At 52.1% G+C, this 16,290-nt stretch carries 19 protein-coding genes; 8 read left to right on the forward strand and 11 right to left on the reverse strand.

The genetic code is table 11. The annotated features are described in order from the left end of the window. The first annotated feature begins 187 nt into the window (after positions 1-187). The gene (locus ACLJR2_RS19040) at positions 188-625 is read left to right on the forward strand and encodes a type II toxin-antitoxin system RatA family toxin (RefSeq protein ID WP_001537508.1); all 438 of its coding nucleotides are present in this window, start codon (positions 188-190) and stop codon (positions 623-625) included. Beyond that, entirely contained in the window at positions 615-905 is a 291-nt protein-coding gene (locus tag ACLJR2_RS19045) for an RnfH family protein (protein WP_001112990.1), read from the forward strand. Before ACLJR2_RS19040 ends, ACLJR2_RS19045 begins: the two co-directional genes overlap by 11 nt. 165 nt (positions 906-1,070) lie before the next feature. Here ACLJR2_RS19045 and bamE read toward each other — a convergent pair whose 3' ends face one another. The 3 genes from bamE to nadK form a co-directional block, all read right to left on the reverse strand. Beyond that, positions 1,071-1,409 (reverse strand): outer membrane protein assembly factor BamE, encoded by a 339-nt coding sequence (gene bamE, locus ACLJR2_RS19050; protein ID WP_001203445.1) that lies wholly within the window; start codon positions 1,407-1,409, stop codon positions 1,071-1,073. 148 nt (positions 1,410-1,557) lie between these two features. Further along, positions 1,558-3,219 carry a DNA repair protein RecN gene (gene recN, locus ACLJR2_RS19055; protein ID WP_000880965.1) on the reverse strand — a complete coding sequence of 554 codons (1,662 nt, stop codon included), beginning with the start codon at positions 3,217-3,219 and terminating at the stop codon, positions 1,558-1,560. A gap of 85 nt (positions 3,220-3,304) precedes the next feature. Further along, positions 3,305-4,183, reverse strand: a complete 879-nt coding sequence (nadK, locus tag ACLJR2_RS19060) for an NAD(+) kinase (RefSeq protein ID WP_001059155.1) — start codon at positions 4,181-4,183, stop codon at positions 3,305-3,307. Between the two features lie 123 nt (positions 4,184-4,306). Here nadK and grpE point away from each other — a divergent pair, with 123 nt between their 5' ends. Then, on the forward strand, positions 4,307-4,897 hold the full coding sequence (grpE, locus tag ACLJR2_RS19065) for a nucleotide exchange factor GrpE (protein ID WP_001518875.1): 591 nt from the start codon (positions 4,307-4,309) through the stop codon (positions 4,895-4,897). Positions 4,898-4,931: 34 nt separating this feature from the next. Here grpE and ACLJR2_RS19070 read toward each other — a convergent pair whose 3' ends face one another. From ACLJR2_RS19070 to ACLJR2_RS19080, 3 genes are all read right to left on the reverse strand, one after another. Next, entirely contained in the window at positions 4,932-5,537 is a 606-nt protein-coding gene (locus tag ACLJR2_RS19070) for a hypothetical protein (RefSeq protein ID WP_001287924.1), read from the reverse strand. Between the two features lie 120 nt (positions 5,538-5,657). Next, on the reverse strand, positions 5,658-6,944 hold the full coding sequence (locus ACLJR2_RS19075; RefSeq protein ID WP_130559217.1) for an HlyC/CorC family transporter: 1,287 nt from the start codon (positions 6,942-6,944) through the stop codon (positions 5,658-5,660). A gap of 19 nt (positions 6,945-6,963) precedes the next feature. Then, positions 6,964-7,755 carry an inner membrane protein YpjD gene (locus tag ACLJR2_RS19080; protein WP_001537507.1) on the reverse strand — a complete coding sequence of 264 codons (792 nt, stop codon included), beginning with the start codon at positions 7,753-7,755 and terminating at the stop codon, positions 6,964-6,966. A gap of 165 nt (positions 7,756-7,920) precedes the next feature. Between ACLJR2_RS19080 and ffh the strand changes: the two genes are divergently transcribed. The 5 genes from ffh (at position 7,921) to rplS (ending at position 11,611) form a co-directional block, all read left to right on the forward strand. Further along, positions 7,921-9,282 carry a signal recognition particle protein gene (ffh, locus tag ACLJR2_RS19085; protein ID WP_000460052.1) on the forward strand — a complete coding sequence of 454 codons (1,362 nt, stop codon included), beginning with the start codon at positions 7,921-7,923 and terminating at the stop codon, positions 9,280-9,282. Between the two features lie 313 nt (positions 9,283-9,595). Beyond that, positions 9,596-9,844: a 30S ribosomal protein S16 gene (gene rpsP, locus ACLJR2_RS19090; RefSeq protein WP_000256453.1), complete on the forward strand. Its 249-nt coding sequence runs from the start codon at positions 9,596-9,598 to the stop codon at positions 9,842-9,844. Between the two features lie 18 nt (positions 9,845-9,862). After that, positions 9,863-10,411 carry a ribosome maturation factor RimM gene (rimM, locus tag ACLJR2_RS19095; protein WP_000043266.1) on the forward strand — a complete coding sequence of 183 codons (549 nt, stop codon included), beginning with the start codon at positions 9,863-9,865 and terminating at the stop codon, positions 10,409-10,411. Between the two features lie 44 nt (positions 10,412-10,455). Then, positions 10,456-11,223: a tRNA (guanosine(37)-N1)-methyltransferase TrmD gene (trmD, locus tag ACLJR2_RS19100; protein ID WP_000469813.1), complete on the forward strand. Its 768-nt coding sequence runs from the start codon at positions 10,456-10,458 to the stop codon at positions 11,221-11,223. Between the two features lie 40 nt (positions 11,224-11,263). Continuing rightward, positions 11,264-11,611, forward strand: coding sequence for a 50S ribosomal protein L19 (rplS, locus tag ACLJR2_RS19105; protein ID WP_000065257.1), 348 nt, complete (start codon positions 11,264-11,266; stop codon positions 11,609-11,611). 144 nt (positions 11,612-11,755) lie between these two features. On the opposite strand, the gene ACLJR2_RS19110 is transcribed toward rplS, so the two are convergent. The 5 genes from ACLJR2_RS19110 to ACLJR2_RS19130 all read right to left on the reverse strand — a co-directional run bounded on the left by ACLJR2_RS19110 (position 11,756) and on the right by ACLJR2_RS19130 (position 16,290). Continuing rightward, positions 11,756-11,974 carry a DNA-binding transcriptional regulator gene (locus ACLJR2_RS19110; RefSeq protein ID WP_000972010.1) on the reverse strand — a complete coding sequence of 73 codons (219 nt, stop codon included), beginning with the start codon at positions 11,972-11,974 and terminating at the stop codon, positions 11,756-11,758. Positions 11,975-12,049: 75 nt separating this feature from the next. After that, on the reverse strand, positions 12,050-13,219 hold the full coding sequence (locus ACLJR2_RS19115; protein WP_025711524.1) for a phage late control D family protein: 1,170 nt from the start codon (positions 13,217-13,219) through the stop codon (positions 12,050-12,052). Next, positions 13,216-13,701 carry a phage tail protein gene (locus ACLJR2_RS19120; RefSeq protein ID WP_001534875.1) on the reverse strand — a complete coding sequence of 162 codons (486 nt, stop codon included), beginning with the start codon at positions 13,699-13,701 and terminating at the stop codon, positions 13,216-13,218. Before ACLJR2_RS19120 ends, ACLJR2_RS19115 begins: the two co-directional genes overlap by 4 nt. Before the next feature lie 14 nt (positions 13,702-13,715). Beyond that, on the reverse strand, positions 13,716-16,160 hold the full coding sequence (locus ACLJR2_RS19125) for a phage tail tape measure protein (protein ID WP_001534881.1): 2,445 nt from the start codon (positions 16,158-16,160) through the stop codon (positions 13,716-13,718). Then, the gene (locus ACLJR2_RS19130; protein WP_010835837.1) at positions 16,153-16,290 is read right to left on the reverse strand and encodes a GpE family phage tail protein; all 138 of its coding nucleotides are present in this window, start codon (positions 16,288-16,290) and stop codon (positions 16,153-16,155) included. The genes ACLJR2_RS19125 and ACLJR2_RS19130 overlap by 8 nt, the downstream gene beginning before the upstream one ends.

Consider the following 16,290-nt stretch of genomic DNA (forward strand, 5'->3'; position numbering starts at 1 on the left):
AGTGTCGTGAATTCATAGGTAATCTGATATCGAAAACACCCCATTACGTCCTGATGAGGTGCAAAAATCTATCTTAGCATGAGTTGGGCTATGCACGCACAATTAAGGCATGACGGTTGGGGACAGCATTTTTTTTACTCGCTGATAAGTGGTATTATTTACACGATTTATGTTGATGGGAATTGCTATGCCTCAGATTAGTCGGACTGCTTTAGTCCCCTACAGTGCGGAACAGATGTATCAGTTAGTGAATGACGTGCAATCGTATCCCCAGTTTTTGCCTGGGTGTGTTGGCAGTCGTGTCCTGGAGTCATCGCCAGCACAGATGACGGCGGCTGTTGACGTGTCGAAGGCGGGTATCAGCAAGACGTTTACGACGCGTAATCAGCTAACGCGTAACCAGAGCATTCTGATGCATCTGGTGGATGGCCCCTTTAAAAAGCTGATCGGCGGCTGGAAATTTACCCCGCTCAGCCCCGAGGCGTGCCGTATTGAGTTTCAGCTTGATTTTGAGTTTACCAATAAACTCATTGAGCTGGCGTTTGGTCGTATATTCAAAGAGTTAGCGTCCAACATGGTGCAGGCGTTTACGGTTCGCGCCAAAGAGGTTTACCGTGCCGGATAAACTTGTGGTTGAAGTGGCTTATGCGCTGCCGGAAAAGCAGTATTTGCAGCGCGTAACGCTGGAGGAGGGCGCGACGGTCGAAGAGGCGATTCGCGCTTCCGGCTTGCTGGAATTGCGCACGGATATCGATCTGGCGAAAAATAAAGTAGGTATCTACAGTCGTCCGGTAAAACTCACCGATACGGTGCAGGATGGCGATCGGGTTGAAATTTACCGTCCCTTAATCGCCGATCCAAAAGCATTACGCCGCCAGCGCGCCGAAAAATCGGCTGGCAGATAATTAGCCTCTTTTGCCGGATAACGGTGTGGAAGCCGTACCACACCTGAAGCACAGGCGTGCCTGTAAGCCAGATAAACGTAGCGCCATCAGGCAAATTCGTACCAAATGGCGGGGGAGAGGTTTGCAGGCCTGATGAACGTAACCTCATCAGGCGGTATCACAAAATTACTTCGTCAACGCCGGTTTGTTATCAATATTGGTTAACACGCCGCTGCTGTTAAAGGTGAGCGTCAGAGTCTGCTGCGTCACGTTCTCATGTCCTGGCTGCTGGCGGAAGACATAAAACCAGGTGTTCGTACCAAAAGGATCGGTCATCATCGGCGTGCCTAAAGCATACGCAACCTGTTGTTGCGTCATACCAACACGCACTTTGGCGACATCCGTAGGTGTAAGATAGTTCCCCTGATTGATGTCAGGTCGGTAAACCACTCGCTCCAGAGTGGAACAGCCTGCGGTCAACATCAGGAGTACTGCTGCGGCAGCAGTCAGCGTTTTACAGCGCATAGTGATTGGGTTCCTTTTCGGGCCTGAGCAGTACGTGGCTCATATTAATATGCCGATGATAATAGACCTTTCATCACTTTAAAACCTTTTGCTGTCGGGTCTTACGGCGTTTTTGTTGTGAACTCAGACCTTCGGGAGATAAAAAAGTTTACGCCGCCAGCAGTTCTTTTGCGTTTGCCAGCGTATTACGCGTAACTTCACTTCCTCCCAACAGGCGGGCCAGTTCCTGTAAACGCGCACGTTTATCCAAAGGTTGCATATGGGTTTCGGTCATTGCCCCGTCTGTTTCTTTACTGACAAAGAAGTGCTGGTGACCGCACCCGGCTACCTGTGGCAGGTGAGTGACGCACATCACCTGAGTGGATTCGCCAAGCTGACGCAGGAGTTTACCGACCACGGCGGCGGTTGGGCCGCTGATGCCAACATCGACCTCGTCAAAAATTAGCGCCGGCGTTTCCATTTTGCGCGCGGTAATCACCTGAATAGCCAGCGCAATGCGCGACAGTTCACCGCCAGACGCGACTTTAGCGATAGGCTGCAGCGGCTGACCCGGGTTTGTCGTCACTTTAAACTCCACGCGATCGGCGCCGTCGTTGCTCAGATGATGCTCATCAAATTTCACGTCGATAGTAAACAGACCGTGCGGCATCGAAAGTAAATGCATACTTTCAGTGATCAACTGCCCCAGTTCCTGGGCGTAAAACTGACGCTGTTGATGCAGCGCTTGCGCCGTTTCCAGCGCTTGTTGGTGATGCTTATTAACCGCCAGCGTTAGCGTTTCCAGCGAATCGGCCTGATCGTCGAGCTGCTGCTGTTCTTCGAGCAGTGACTGATAAAGCTGCGGCAGCGCTTCCGGGCTGACGTGATGTTTTCGCGCCAGCGAAATTTGTTTAGCGATGCGCTGTTCAAGCTCAAACAGGCGATTGGGGTCTAAATCCAGACGCTCGCAATAGTGGCGTAATTCATCGCTGGCTTCGGTGAGTTGGATAGTAGCTTCTTCCAGCATATCCAGGATGCCGGAAAGCTTGCTGTCCATACCTACCAGCTCGCTAACCAGTTGTTTTGCGCTATATAACTGGCTTTGCAGGTTAACGTCTTCGCCGTCCGCGAGTAGCGCCAGAGCGTTCTGGCTGGTCGTAAGCAACTGCCCGCTGTTGGCCAGCCGTTTGTACTCTTCGTCAATTTGCTCGAATTCGCCGGCCTGCGGATTAAAGTCGTTCAACTCTTTTAACTGATATTGCAGCAGTTCCGCGCGCGCGGCGCGTTCCTGGCTTTGTTGCTGGTGATGGGCGAGATCGCGGCAGCTTTGATGCCATAATTGGTAGCGAGCAGCCATCTGCTGCGCTAAAGCGGCTTCGTTGGCATAGCTATCCAGCAGCGATTTTTGCTGTTCGGGTTTGGTAAGCTGCTGGTGCGCATGTTGACCGTGAATTTGAATCAGCAACTGACCGAGCTCGCGCAATTGAGACAGGGGCACAGCGGTGCCGTTAATAAAGCCCCGTGAGCGACCATCGCTGCTGATAACGCGGCGAAGTAAGCATTCGCGACCTTCTTCAAGCTGGTTTTCTTCCAGCCAGCGCAATGCCGCAGGCGTGTCTTTCAGCGCAAAGCGGGCACACAAATCGGCACGGGTCGCTCCGGTACGGACCATATCGGCCTCAGCGCGACCGCCCAGACACAGACCCAGGGCATCAATCGCAATAGATTTACCCGCGCCGGTTTCACCAGTAATGACGGTCATTCCGCTCTGAAAATCGATCTCAAGCTCACGAACGATAGCAAAATTGCTGATGGTCAGTTGCGCCAACATAGCTGTTTTCCTGTATGAAAAACCATGACTGTAATTAAATACAGTATAAACTGGTTTTTTATACAGTAAAGAGGCTAACGTAAAATTAGAATAATTTTTTTGACCAACCGAGTTTTGTGCTTAATGTATTGAAATAGCTATAGTCTTTGGGATGTATGAGGTTGAGATGGTAATCGCAGCGGCGAATCAGCACATCTTCTCCTTCCTGAATAGGCAGCGCTATCTGGCTGTCGCAGCTAATTTCCAGATCGCTACGGCGATGCGAAAAACGCAGACGAATCGTGCTACTGCTGTTAATGACTAACGGGCGCGCCGACAAGGTATGCGGGAACATCGGCACCAGGGTGATTGCATCCAGTGAAGGGGTCAGAATAGGGCCGCCTGCGGAGAGCGAATAGGCGGTGGAGCCGGTCGGCGTAGAAATGATCAGACCATCAGACCGCTGTGAAAAAGCGAAGGTTTCATCAATATAAACCTCGAATTCGATCATATGCGCCACTTTTCCCGGATGCAGCACCACTTCATTAATGGCTGTGCTGATACGCTTCTGGCGGTCCTGTTGGCAGACCTGCGCTTCCAGCAGAAAACGTTTTTCGGAGATATAGCGCCCTTCCAGCACATCAGATAATTGTTGCAGGGCGTTGTCCGGATCGAGATCGGTCAGGAAGCCAAGATTACCGCGGTTAATGCCAATCACATTGATGTCATAACGCGCCAGCGTACGCGCTGCGCCAAGCATATTGCCGTCGCCGCCCACGACTACCGCCAGATCCGCCTGTTGACCAATTTCCGCCAGCGTGCCGGTTGGTACATTTTTTAGCTGTAATTCGTGGGCGATTTGTTGCTCCACAATGACCTCATAACCCTGATCGCATAGCCAACGGTAGAGCATTTCATGTGTCGTGAGTGCGGTGGGATGACGCGGATGCCCCACAATGCCGATACACTTGAAATGATTATTCATTTTTCTGAGGTCCTTGTAGCGAAGATTGATGACAATGTGAGTACTTCCCTTGAAACCCTGAATCTGATCCCCATAATAAGCGAAGTTAGCGAGATGAATGCGAAAAAAAACGCGGAGAAATTCATGAGTAGTAAAGAACAGAAAACGCCTGAGGGGCAAGCCCCGGAAGAAATTATCATGGATCAGCACGAAGAGGTTGAGGCAGTTGAACCAAACGATTCTGCTGAGCAGGTGGATCCGCGCGATGAAAAAATTGCGAATCTGGAAGTTCAGCTTGCCGAAGCCCAGACTCGCGAACGCGACACCGTGTTGCGTATCAAAGCGGAAATGGAAAACCTGCGCCGTCGTACTGAACAGGATATCGAAAAAGCGCATAAATTCGCTCTCGAGAAGTTCGTCAACGAATTGCTGCCGGTAATCGATAGCCTGGATCGCGCGCTGGAAGTCGCAGACAAAGCCAATCCGGATATGGCGGCAATGGTCGAAGGGATTGAGCTGACGCTGAAGTCTATGCTGGATGTGGTGCGTAAGTTCGGCGTGGAAGTGATTGCTGAGACCAACGTGCCGCTGGACCCGAACGTGCATCAGGCGATTGCGATGGTGGAGTCGGAAGAGGTTCCGGCAGGCAATGTGCTGGGTATTATGCAGAAAGGCTATACGCTGAACGGTCGTACCATTCGCGCGGCGATGGTGACTGTAGCGAAGGCGAAGTAAAAGTCTGATGGCCGATGTAAAGTCGGCCATTTTTTTAGCTTAAAAAATCCTGCACTTCCAGCCACGGCGTGTTGAAATCCTCTATTTTTTTATATTCGCTCATTGGCAGAACGACCACATTATAGGTGTCAGATCCTTCATTCAGATCAAAAATCTGGAAGCCCCTCTTATTGAGTTCGGTCTGGATGCGTTCAAAGATCTCGTCAAGGTAACGGTCCCCGGCTTCACAGACATCGGAGATTTCATCCTCTTGGGTTATTTCGACAAGAAGATTTCTTAATTCCTCAGAATTCGTCAGGTTTTTTGTGAGTTCATAAAAGCGATCTGCGGCAAAATTAGCCAGTTCGCCTTCTTCATCTTCACCTTTCCAGTCAACGAGGTGAATAAATCCTTCGCCGCGTAGAACTTGTAAAAATGCCTGTGCCAGCTCGTTATTTCCGAGATCGCCACCGCTACAATCCAGGACGTCCTGCAACCCATATTCGTCTTCATCTTCGTCTTCAAAGATTTCAGGTTGCGTCGAAAGTTGAGAGAAAATAGTGGGCCATAAGGTTGGGTTGTGTGATAAAAAAACGTTGGCGACGACGTTGAGGTCGTCTGCAAAATTCTTATCCCATTCAATTACATAATCTTCTGACATAACATCAATATCCTTTCTGAATGCCTGAAAAGACATTATTGCATTGTTAAGTAAATGGCAGGAATTGATGGAATCTTAAAAGACGGCGATAAAAAAGGCGAACCGGAGTTCGCCATTGTGTTACTCCGCTATACTCTCGCGCAGCGGTTTTACCGGTACAACCTTTACCTGCTTAATCATATTTTCCTGTACATCGAGAATATCGATATCGTACTGCTCAATGCGCACGCGCGTGCCAGCAACCGGAATTTCCTCCAGCGCCTCCAGAATCACCCCGTTGACGGTGCGCGCGTCATCTTCCGGCAGGTGCCAGTTAAACGCTTTATTGATTTCCCGGACGTTGGCGGTACCGTCAATAATGACCGAACCGTCGTTTTGCGGCGTGACCTCTTCCGCCAGTGTCGGCGACATCGATGTGGTGAAGTCGCCAACGATCTCTTCGAGAATATCTTCCACGGTGACCAGCCCCTGGATATCGCCATATTCGTTGACGACTAATCCGACTTTCTTTTTATTGCGCTGAAATTTAATCAGTTGCGTACTGAGCGGCGTACCTTCCGGGACGTAATAGATTTCATCGGCGGCGCGCAGCATCATCTCTTTGGTGAACTCTTTTTTCTCGGCCATTAACCGCCAGGCTTCACGCACGCGCAGCATACTGATGGCGTCATCCAGCGAATCGCGATAGAGCACAATGCGTCCGTGCGGCGAGTGGGTAAGCTGCCGCTCGATAGACTTCCAGTCGTCATTGATATCGATCCCGATAATTTCATTACGCGGCACCATGATGTCATCCACGCTGACCTTTTCCAGATCGAGAACCGACAGCAGCATATCCTGATTGCGGCGAGAGATTTGCGAACGGGATTCATGCACGATAGTGCGTAATTCCTCTTTGCTTAACGACCCACTAACCACGATGTCCGTTTTAATTCCCATCAGACGCATCAGCAGGCGGGTGATGGTGTTAAGTAACCACACCAGCGGCATCATCAGTATCTGTAACGGCGCCAGCAGGAAGCTGCTGGGATAGGCCACTTTTTCCGGATAGAGCGCGGCGATAGTTTTGGGCAGGACTTCGGCAAAAACTAACACGACAAACGTCAGTACCCCGGTGGCGATAGCCACGCCAGCGTCGCCGTAAAGCCGCATACCCACAATCGTGCCGAGCGCCGAGGCAAGAATGTTGACCAGGTTATTGCCGATCAGCACCAGGCTTATCAGTCGGTCGGGTTTACGCAGTAATTTTTCTACCCGTTTTGCCGAGCGATTACCTTGCTTCGCCATATGGCGTAAACGGTAACGGTTTAGCGTCATCATTCCAGTTTCGGAACCGGAAAAATAGGCCGAGATGACCACCATGATGATTAATATGATAATCAGCGTGGTGGTGGAGATGTGTTCCAGGGGAAACTCCTTTAAAAGCTTAGCTTACAAATTGCTGTAATATGCGGCTACCAAAATAGGCCAGCGTCAGAATACCCGCGCCTGCGACGTTAAACCACACGACCCGCCGACCCCGCCAGCCCTCATGGTAATGCCCCCACAGCAGAACGATATAGACAAACCATGCCACAATAGAGAGCACGGCTTTATCAATATTTTCAGTACTGAACAGGTTATGCATGTAAAACAGGCCGGTACACAGAGTAAGGGTCAGCAGTACGACGCCAATCTGCGTGATATGAAACATTTTGCGCTCAATGCTCATCAATGGCGGCATTTCATTACTAAACGCCAGCTTTTTGTTCTTCAACTGATAGTCGATCCACGCCAGTTGTAGCGCATACAGCGCGGCGATTATCAGCGTCGCGTAAGAGAAAAGCGACAGACCGATGTGCACCATCATGCCTGGGGTCGCTTCCAGATGCGTAATATATTCATTAGGCATGAACGTGGCGAAGGCCAGGTTAATCAGCGCAAAAGCATAGACAATGGGCAGAAGTAGCCAGCCGCGATTACGCGACGCGACAATGGTCATCACCGTGCAGATCATCAGACTGACCAGCGAACCGACATTCAGCAGGCTCAGGTTTTGTCCACTGTCGCCGCCGGGCAGAATACGCGATTCCAGCGCGACAGCATGGCACACCAGCGCGATGACCGCAGAAAGAATAGCCATACGCCGCCAGCCGCTGTTTTTTTGCAACAGTCCGGGAACGATCAGCGCGAGGCTGAAGGAGTAGGCGACAAGGGCAAGTAAAGCAAAAACGGGCATAGTTGTGTCGACAGTTGACCAGTGAGAAAGAGAAGCAGTATAGCGTTACGTGACCGCAGCTCCAACCGTTGCATAACAACAAAGACGGCTTCATGGTATACTGTGGCGAAATTCTGTAACTGTGTCGCTGCGGCGACCAACCGTTTCCACCCCAGGCGAGAGACAATGTTTGATAATTTAACCGATCGTTTGTCGCGCACGCTGCGCAATATCAGTGGCCGTGGGCGCCTTACTGAAGACAACGTTAAAGAGACGCTGCGCGAAGTGCGCATGGCGCTGCTGGAGGCTGACGTTGCGCTGCCGGTAGTGCGTGAGTTCATCAATCGCGTAAAAGAGAAAGCGGTTGGTCATGAAGTTAACAAGAGCCTGACCCCAGGGCAGGAGTTCGTCAAGATTGTCCGTAGCGAACTGGTTGCGGCGATGGGCGAAGAGAACCAGACGCTGAATTTAGCTGCGCAGCCGCCAGCCGTAGTATTGATGGCGGGTCTGCAGGGGGCGGGTAAAACCACCAGCGTCGGTAAGTTGGGTAAATTCTTGCGCGAGAAGCACAAGAAGAAAGTGCTGGTCGTCTCTGCCGACGTCTATCGCCCGGCGGCGATCAAACAGCTCGAAACGCTGGCTGAACAGGTTGGCGTGGATTTCTTCCCGTCTGATGTCGGCCAGAAACCGGTTGATATCGTCAACGCCGCGCTGAAAGAAGCGAAGCTCAAATTCTACGACGTGCTGCTGGTGGATACCGCCGGTCGTCTGCACGTTGACGAAGCGATGATGGACGAAATCAAACAGGTCCACGCTTCTATCAAGCCAGTAGAAACGCTGTTTGTCGTCGATGCGATGACCGGTCAGGATGCGGCGAATACCGCAAAAGCCTTTAACGAAGCGCTGCCGTTAACCGGCGTGGTGCTGACCAAAGTTGATGGTGATGCGCGTGGCGGTGCGGCGCTCTCTATTCGTCATATCACCGGCAAGCCGATTAAATTCCTCGGTGTCGGCGAGAAAACCGACGCGCTGGAGCCGTTCCACCCGGATCGTATCGCCTCGCGTATTCTCGGCATGGGCGACGTACTGTCTCTTATCGAAGATATCGAAAGCAAAGTTGACCGCGCACAGGCTGAGAAGCTGGCGACCAAACTGAAGAAAGGCGACGGTTTCGACCTGAACGACTTCCTGGAACAGCTCAAACAGATGAAAAACATGGGCGGTATGGCCAGTCTGATGGGCAAATTACCGGGCATGGGGCAGATTCCGGACAACGTTAAATCGCAGATGGATGATAAGGTGCTGGTGCGTATGGAGGCGATCATCAATTCGATGACGCTGAAAGAACGTGCGAAGCCGGAAATCATCAAAGGTTCCCGCAAGCGTCGTATCGCGCAGGGCTGTGGGATGCAGGTGCAGGACGTTAACCGCCTTCTGAAACAGTTCGACGACATGCAGCGCATGATGAAGAAGATGAAGAAGGGCGGGATGGCGAAGATGATGCGGAGTATGAAGGGGATGATGCCGCCAGGCTTCCCGGGTAGATAAATATATCGGGCTACCTTATTTGCCATTTTGACGCCGGAGTGTGCTCGACAAAACACGATAGTGTTTTGAACGCCCTTTAGGGCGGCTCGAAGGGCGAGCGGAGCGAGTAAATGCTCACGTACTGCGTGTACGCTCCGCTTTCTGCGCGCACGCCGACGCCAAACTGGCTGCAACGGTCACGCCCTGGAATCAAGCTTCATCACATGTTGATTGCTTTTTTCCCAGAAATCAGTAAAATTTTCGGGCTTTTAATATGACGCCGGGCTCCGTTCCTCGATGGGGCCCGGTTGTTTTATTCACACAAGAGGATGTTATGGTAACTATTCGTTTAGCTCGTCACGGCGCTAAAAAGCGTCCGTTCTACCAGGTTGTTGTCACCGACAGCCGTAATGCACGCAACGGTCGCTTCATTGAGCGCGTTGGTTTCTTCAACCCAATCGCTAGCGAAAAAGAAGAAGGCACCCGCCTGGATCTGGATCGCATCGCTCACTGGGTTGGCCAGGGCGCAACCATTTCCGATCGCGTTGCGGCGCTGATCAAAGAAGTAAAAAAAGCAGCTTAATCTGTCACGGTGGTCATGATGAGCAAGCAACTCGCCGCACAAGTACCCGCTGAACCGGTTGTACTGGGGAAAATGGGTTCTTCATACGGTATCCGTGGTTGGCTCAGAGTGTTTTCCTCCACTGAAGACGCCGAAAGCATTTTTGACTATCAGCCCTGGTTTATCCAGAAGGCGGGTCAGTGGCAGCAGGTACAGCTGGAAAGCTGGAAGCACCACAATCAGGATCTGATCATCAAGCTGAAAGGCGTTGACGATCGAGATGCCGCGAATCTTCTGACCAATTGCGAAATTGTCGTGGATTCCTCGCAACTTCCTGCGCTTGAGGAGGGAGACTACTACTGGAAAGACCTGATGGGCTGCCAGGTAGTCACCGCTGAAGGCTACGATCTCGGTAAAGTTATCGACATGATGGAAACCGGGTCGAATGACGTTCTCGTCATTAAGGCGAACCTGAAAGATGCATTTGGTATCAAGGAACGACTAGTACCGTTCCTCGATGGGCAGGTTATCAAGAAAGTCGATCTCGCTACTCGTACTATCGAAGTAGACTGGGATCCTGGTTTTTAAACCACCGAATAAACGGTAATAAATGGCGTTATGGGGATTGGCTTGTGTTTATTGGCATAGTTAGCCTGTTTCCTGAAATGTTCCGCGCAATTACCGATTACGGGGTAACTGGCCGGGCAGTAAAAAATGGCCTGCTGAACATCCAGAGCTGGAGTCCTCGCGACTTCACGCATGACCGGCACCGTACCGTGGACGATCGTCCTTACGGCGGCGGACCAGGGATGTTAATGATGGTGCAACCCTTGCGGGACGCCATTCATGCAGCAAAAGCCGCGGCAGGTGAAGGCGCTAAAGTGATTTATCTGTCGCCTCAGGGACGCAAGCTTGATCAAGCGGGCGTTAGCGAGCTGGCCACGAATCAGAAGCTTATTCTGGTGTGTGGTCGCTACGAAGGCGTAGATGAGCGCGTAATTCAGACCGAAATTGACGAAGAATGGTCAATTGGCGATTACGTTCTCAGCGGTGGCGAACTACCGGCAATGACGCTGATTGACTCCGTCGCCCGGTTTATACCGGGAGTTCTGGGGCATGAAGCATCAGCAATCGAAGATTCGTTTGCTGATGGGTTGCTGGATTGTCCGCACTATACGCGCCCTGAAGTGTTAGAGGGGATGGAAGTACCGCCAGTATTGCTGTCGGGAAACCATGCCGAGATACGTCGCTGGCGTTTGAAACAGTCGCTGGGCCGAACCTGGCTTAGAAGACCTGAACTTCTGGAAAACCTGGCTCTGACTGAAGAGCAAGCAAGGTTGCTGGCGGAGTTCAAAACAGAACACGCACAACAGCAGCATAAACATGATGGGATGGCATAGGCCCCCGAATATCAGTTTACCCAGGATAAGAGATTAAATTATGAGCAACATTATTAAGCAACTTGAACAAGAGCAGATGAAGCAGAACGTACCTTCCTTCCGTCCGGGCGATACCGTGGAAGTGAAAGTATGGGTTGTTGAAGGTACCAAGAAACGTCTGCAGGCATTCGAGGGCGTGGTTATCGCTATTCGTAACCGCGGTCTGCACTCTGCATTCACTGTTCGTAAAATTTCCAACGGCGAAGGCGTTGAGCGTGTCTTCCAGACTCACTCTCCGGTAGTTGACAGCATTGCTGTTAAACGTCGTGGTGCTGTTCGTAAAGCTAAACTGTACTACCTGCGTGAGCGTACTGGTAAAGCGGCTCGTATCAAAGAGCGTCTTAACTAAGAACGCGCTTTCGCAACATCCGAAAGCTTGTAGAAAACAAGGGGTTGGCGATTTGCCAGCCCCTTTTTTATTAGCGATGGCGGCAAATTGGCGGCAGAGATTGCTGCGATGGCGACAGATATAAAAAAACCTGCCGAAGCAGGTTCAAAGCCAAAGTTGCTGTTGTTGGTTTCTGATGGGGTGGGGCGGAGCAGGATCAACAGTCCCCGGTTTCACAATGAATCTTGATAGTGTCTCAAAAGTGATAAATGTACATCCGCAATTTATGTTTTGGCACTGGTGATAACGTTCTTTCGTTTCGGTGCTAAGGTATCGGCTAGTGCGAGCATGCGCAGCGTTTTGGCATAACGGGCAGTGCATCATAATTATTCCCCCTGCTGGCGTATCTGAGGGAATAATAAACCTAAAGCTTGCATTTGCAAGTTCTGATTTGCTTTTTTAGTTCTTGCTTTCTTCTGAGCTGTACTCCACATCGGTGAGCTTAACCTCAAGCTCTAAGCCCGTCGTGAAGCCGCTATTATTCAGGTTGTGAGTTACCTTACTGATTAGCCATGACTGCTCGTCTATGACGCGCTTAAACCCCGACACGCGCACCGGTGTCTCAGGGAATAAATCAGCCCTGCCAAGCGCCAGCGTAATTGAAAACTCCGCAACGCCTCGCTGCAGCTTATCCCACTTAGCCTGAGCGGCGCGCATCGCCTGCGCCTTGGAAGCGTATACCGTCGTCAGCGCCAGTACGTTATCGGCCTCACCGGCCATATACTCACCCTCGCGAGCCTCCGGCTCTTTTCTGGACTTCGTCTTTTTGCTGACCGGCTTTGCTTTCGGGTGTTCCAGTGCGCGAAGGTGCTTCTCTTTTGGCTGGCGTTTCAGCGTCACTTTCTGTTTTTGCGGCTTCGGGTCTTTGGTGTGCAACCATTTAGCTGTTACACCGGTATAAGCTCCGCGGTCGGCAATGGCAAACTGATGACGGTCGCCGTCACTGCGGGTCAGCGTCATTTGTGGAATGGGCTTACCGCTGGCCGTCAGCGCACTACCGGCTTTCAGAAACAGTAGTTTTCCCGCTTTAACCGATACAGTCGCTCCGTTTCGGTCAGCCAGCCGGGTAAGAAATACCGCGTCGGATTCCTGCGACTGGTCGATATGCGGTACCGGGATTTTTTTCAGCGAATCCGCGACGCTGGCCGTCAGTTTGTTACGCTTTGCAATGGTGCTTACCAGCTCACCGAGGGTGGTATCGTGCCATGATTCTTCACGTCGTGAATTGAGCGTGCCGCGAAAGTCTGCACTACGCGCCCGGATGGTCAGGGTATCAGGCGCGCCCCGGTGCTCAATCTCATCGACCGTGAAATCGCCTTTATTCAGCAATGCCGAGCCCTGCCAGCCAAGCCACAGCGTCAGCACCGCCCCGCGCAGGGGCAACTCAACTTTGCCGTCGGCGTCGTCGAGCTCAATGTCGAGCTGGTCAGCCTCAAAGCCCCTGTTGTCGGTCATGGTGAGAGAAATCAGCCGGTCACTAAAATTGTCGGTAATGTCCTGACTGTTCAGCGTCAGCATAAATGCCGGTGCAAGACTGGCACCGGCGTCAATGGTCACGCCAGTAATCATGCTGTCAGCCCTCCGGGCGTACCCTGCAGCTTATCGGTCAGATTACCGGCAGAGCCGAGAAGCTCGCTCGCCTGTTTATTCAGGTCGCCAAACATTGCCGTCAGTGATTCATCGACCCGTTTTAGCGAAAGCGTGAAATCAATCTTTCTTGCCGCGCCATCGCTGAAAAACTCGGCGTGCGTGGTCGACACCTTATCGATGATATACATCCCGAGGATTTTGCCGGTTCCCTCAATCAGCGGCCACGCCCTGCCCTCATCGGCCATCAGTTCCACAGCCAACAGGGATATATGACCGCCGGTAATGGCAGGGTAAAGCGTGCCGGCAAGCTGTATTGAGGTTTCCCCCTCGCCGAGAAACTGATATGCAGGCGGTTTACCGACCCGGTCATTAGACGCCCAGCGGTAATCTTTCGAATGCTGCATTGACTGATAAGGTAGGGTACGGAGTTCAAAAACAAACATTCCCAGCGCAAGCATCATCGTTTTATTCCTCCTCAGAAATCGTGGGTCATACTGGCACGCTGGCGCGCACGTTTATCGCGTTCAATCTGTTCGAGCGTGTCACGTAACTGGCGGTCAAGCTGATGCCCCGGCGCAACACCACCCGGCAGAGTGATGTTGTATTCGCTTTTGCTCTGGTCAATGTAAGAGCGCCCCGCCGGTGCGGTAACGGGCTGATAAGCCTGATAGCCGCCATATGTGCTGGTCGCTGGGATGTAGGAATTACCCTGCGTGGCGGCGTTGGTTCTGGCGGCGGTCTGGTCGAGGCTGTCTGACTCTTTGTTGATAATACCGAGCTTTTCGAGAAGCCAGTCGACACCGCTGCGCAGCTTGTTAAAAACATTGAGCGGAGCCTTCAAGGCCGAGGCCAGTGCCTGACCAAATATAACGCCGACATTTTTGCAGCTATCGAGCGTCTCCTGCGTTGCCTTGACCGGTGCAATCAGGTCTTTAAACCATTGCCAGACGCCATGCAGCTTCTCACCGAGTCCGTCAAAAATTGGTGCCAGTGGCGCAAACATTTCCCCGACCGGTGCAAAGGCACTCATAATGCCCTCAATCACCCCCGAGAAAAATGCGCTGATGGGTTCCCAATATTTACGGATGAGTAGCGCCCCGGCCATAATCGCCGCCCCCACTGCGACAATCGGCCAGGTAATCGCGCCGAGTGCGGTCACAATGGCACCACCGGTGACAGTAAAGACCGTACCCAGCACGCCAGCGGCAGCGATAATGGCGTTAATCCCCATGACAACCGGCCACGCAACGAGACCAATGCCGCCAATGATGCCGATTAAGGCCAGTGCGCCACCGGCAATAATGCCAATAGTCTGCGCCAGTTCTTTATTATCTTTTATCCAGTTATCGAGCTTTAACACATACCGCGTGGCCGTTTGGGTGAGCCTACGTAATGATTCCTCCTGCTGGTCATAGAGGTCAGTGCCGACGGCCTCATAGGCAGACTGAAACTCTTTAAAGTCACCGCCGAGGTTGTCCTGCATAACTTTGACCAGCTCCTCGGTTTTACCATCAGACTCTTTAATAATCTTGGTCAGGTTATCCAGTTTTCCACTGGCCGCCGCTGCCATTAATATGCTGGCAGCAGAGCTTGCCTCCTCACCGAATATCGTTTTCATGTATTCGGCTTTCTGGCCTGTTCCGAGCTTGTTACGCTTAAAGCTGGCCTGTATTTCTTTCAGGATGGTAAATATCGGGCGCGTATTGCCTTTGTTGTCCATCGTCTTGACACCAAGCTCTTTAATGGCGTCATAGGCTTTTCCTGTGGGTGCCTGCAGGCGACTTAACACCGCACGACCACCAGTACCCGCCATGGATCCTGTGATTTTTCCATCATGTAACGCACCCAGCATTGCGGCGGTTTCTTCCAGGCTAACCCCCGCGTCTTTAGCAACCGGACCGACATAGGTAAGCGAGTCGCTTAACCCCTCAAAGCTGGCCTGAGATTTATTTATCGCCATAGATATAACGTCAGCGATATGTGATGCCTTATCGTCAGCAAGTCCAAATGCCGATTTTGTCCCGATAAGTAAGGTGGCGTTTTCCTCCATGGTTTTTTTGTTCGCCAGCGACATATTCAGAATGGCGGGGGTTTGCGCCAGAATCCCATCTTTATCAGCGCCAGATTTAGCCACAATGACCTGTGCCGCCGCCGCATCGTCAGACGAGGCCGCTGTATTATCCCCGAGCTGACGCGCTTGTTTTCTCAGCGCGTCCATTTCCGACGATTTCTTTTCAAGACCAAGCACTGCCTGCAGTTCAGAGTTTTTTAACGAGAAGTCGTAGCCGGGCCTGAGCATTCCGACACCGGCAACAACCCCGGCGGTAGCCACCCCAACCCCGGCAGCGCCTGCTGCGGCCATGTTACCGGCAAGCTCTTTACCTGATTTATATCGCTCTTTCACCCGGCTTAATTTCGCCTGCTGCGCACTGACGCGCGCCAGTGCCTCGCGCTGGCGGTTAAGCTGCGCTGTTGTTTCGCTGATGGATGTTTTGAGCCGACGTTCATCGGCAGACAGAGTGCGGGTATTGATACCGGCTTGCATCAGCTCGGAACGCTGGCGCTGTACCGATGTTCTCAGGCTGTTATATTTCATCTGCAGCTCAGAGGCGGCACGTTTTGCCGCTTCGAGCGCCTGCGCCTGCGCGCGGGTCGGACTGGTGGTGTTTTTAAACTGCACAGCCAGCTCACCGGCTTCGCGCTTTGCCTTGTCAAGCGCCTGACCAGTCACAGCCAGTTGCGCGCTTGCCTTACGAAAGCCGTCGATTTTCGACGCCTGACCGTTCAGGTCGCGCAGACCCTTTTGTGTGTTGCGAATATCACCCGACAGGGTTTTACTCGCGGTCTGGATGGATTTAAGCGGTCGGGTCGCCTGGTCGACCGCTTTCAGCAATACCTCAAGCCTCAGGTTATTACTCATTGTGGTTTCCGCTACGCTGCAGCGCCTTTTCGCGCCATGTGATGAGCTCGGTCAGGCTCAGGGAACAGAGTTCTGATGGCGGCCAGTGGAATATCACTGCGATATCCGCCATCAGGTCATCAGTCGACAG

Source organism: Salmonella sp. SAL03688 (assembly GCF_046551895.1).
Classification (GTDB): Bacteria; Pseudomonadota; Gammaproteobacteria; order Enterobacterales; family Enterobacteriaceae; genus Salmonella; species Salmonella enterica.

Bases quoted from the DNA above. Each gene is read 5' to 3' on its own strand.
- ACLJR2_RS19110 (WP_000972010.1), bottom strand. From the start codon at position 11,974: ATGATGCACTGCCCGTTATGCCAAAACGCTGCGCATGCTCGCACTAGC.
- bamE (WP_001203445.1), bottom strand. From the start codon at position 1,409: ATGCGCTGTAAAACGCTGACTGCTGCCGCAGCAGTACTCCTGATGTTG.
- rplS (WP_000065257.1), top strand. From the start codon at position 11,264: ATGAGCAACATTATTAAGCAACTTGAACAAGAGCAGATGAAGCAGAAC.
- ffh (WP_000460052.1), top strand. From the start codon at position 7,921: ATGTTTGATAATTTAACCGATCGTTTGTCGCGCACGCTGCGCAATATC.
- ACLJR2_RS19080 (WP_001537507.1), bottom strand. From the start codon at position 7,755: ATGCCCGTTTTTGCTTTACTTGCCCTTGTCGCCTACTCCTTCAGCCTC.
- grpE (WP_001518875.1), top strand. From the start codon at position 4,307: ATGAGTAGTAAAGAACAGAAAACGCCTGAGGGGCAAGCCCCGGAAGAA.
- ACLJR2_RS19125 (WP_001534881.1), bottom strand. From the start codon at position 16,160: ATGAGTAATAACCTGAGGCTTGAGGTATTGCTGAAAGCGGTCGACCAG.
- recN (WP_000880965.1), bottom strand. From the start codon at position 3,219: ATGTTGGCGCAACTGACCATCAGCAATTTTGCTATCGTTCGTGAGCTT.
- nadK (WP_001059155.1), bottom strand. From the start codon at position 4,183: ATGAATAATCATTTCAAGTGTATCGGCATTGTGGGGCATCCGCGTCAT.
- ACLJR2_RS19070 (WP_001287924.1), bottom strand. From the start codon at position 5,537: ATGTCAGAAGATTATGTAATTGAATGGGATAAGAATTTTGCAGACGAC.
- rpsP (WP_000256453.1), top strand. From the start codon at position 9,596: ATGGTAACTATTCGTTTAGCTCGTCACGGCGCTAAAAAGCGTCCGTTC.
- ACLJR2_RS19120 (WP_001534875.1), bottom strand. From the start codon at position 13,701: ATGATGCTTGCGCTGGGAATGTTTGTTTTTGAACTCCGTACCCTACCT.
- ACLJR2_RS19115 (WP_025711524.1), bottom strand. From the start codon at position 13,219: ATGATTACTGGCGTGACCATTGACGCCGGTGCCAGTCTTGCACCGGCA.
- ACLJR2_RS19040 (WP_001537508.1), top strand. From the start codon at position 188: ATGCCTCAGATTAGTCGGACTGCTTTAGTCCCCTACAGTGCGGAACAG.
- rimM (WP_000043266.1), top strand. From the start codon at position 9,863: ATGAGCAAGCAACTCGCCGCACAAGTACCCGCTGAACCGGTTGTACTG.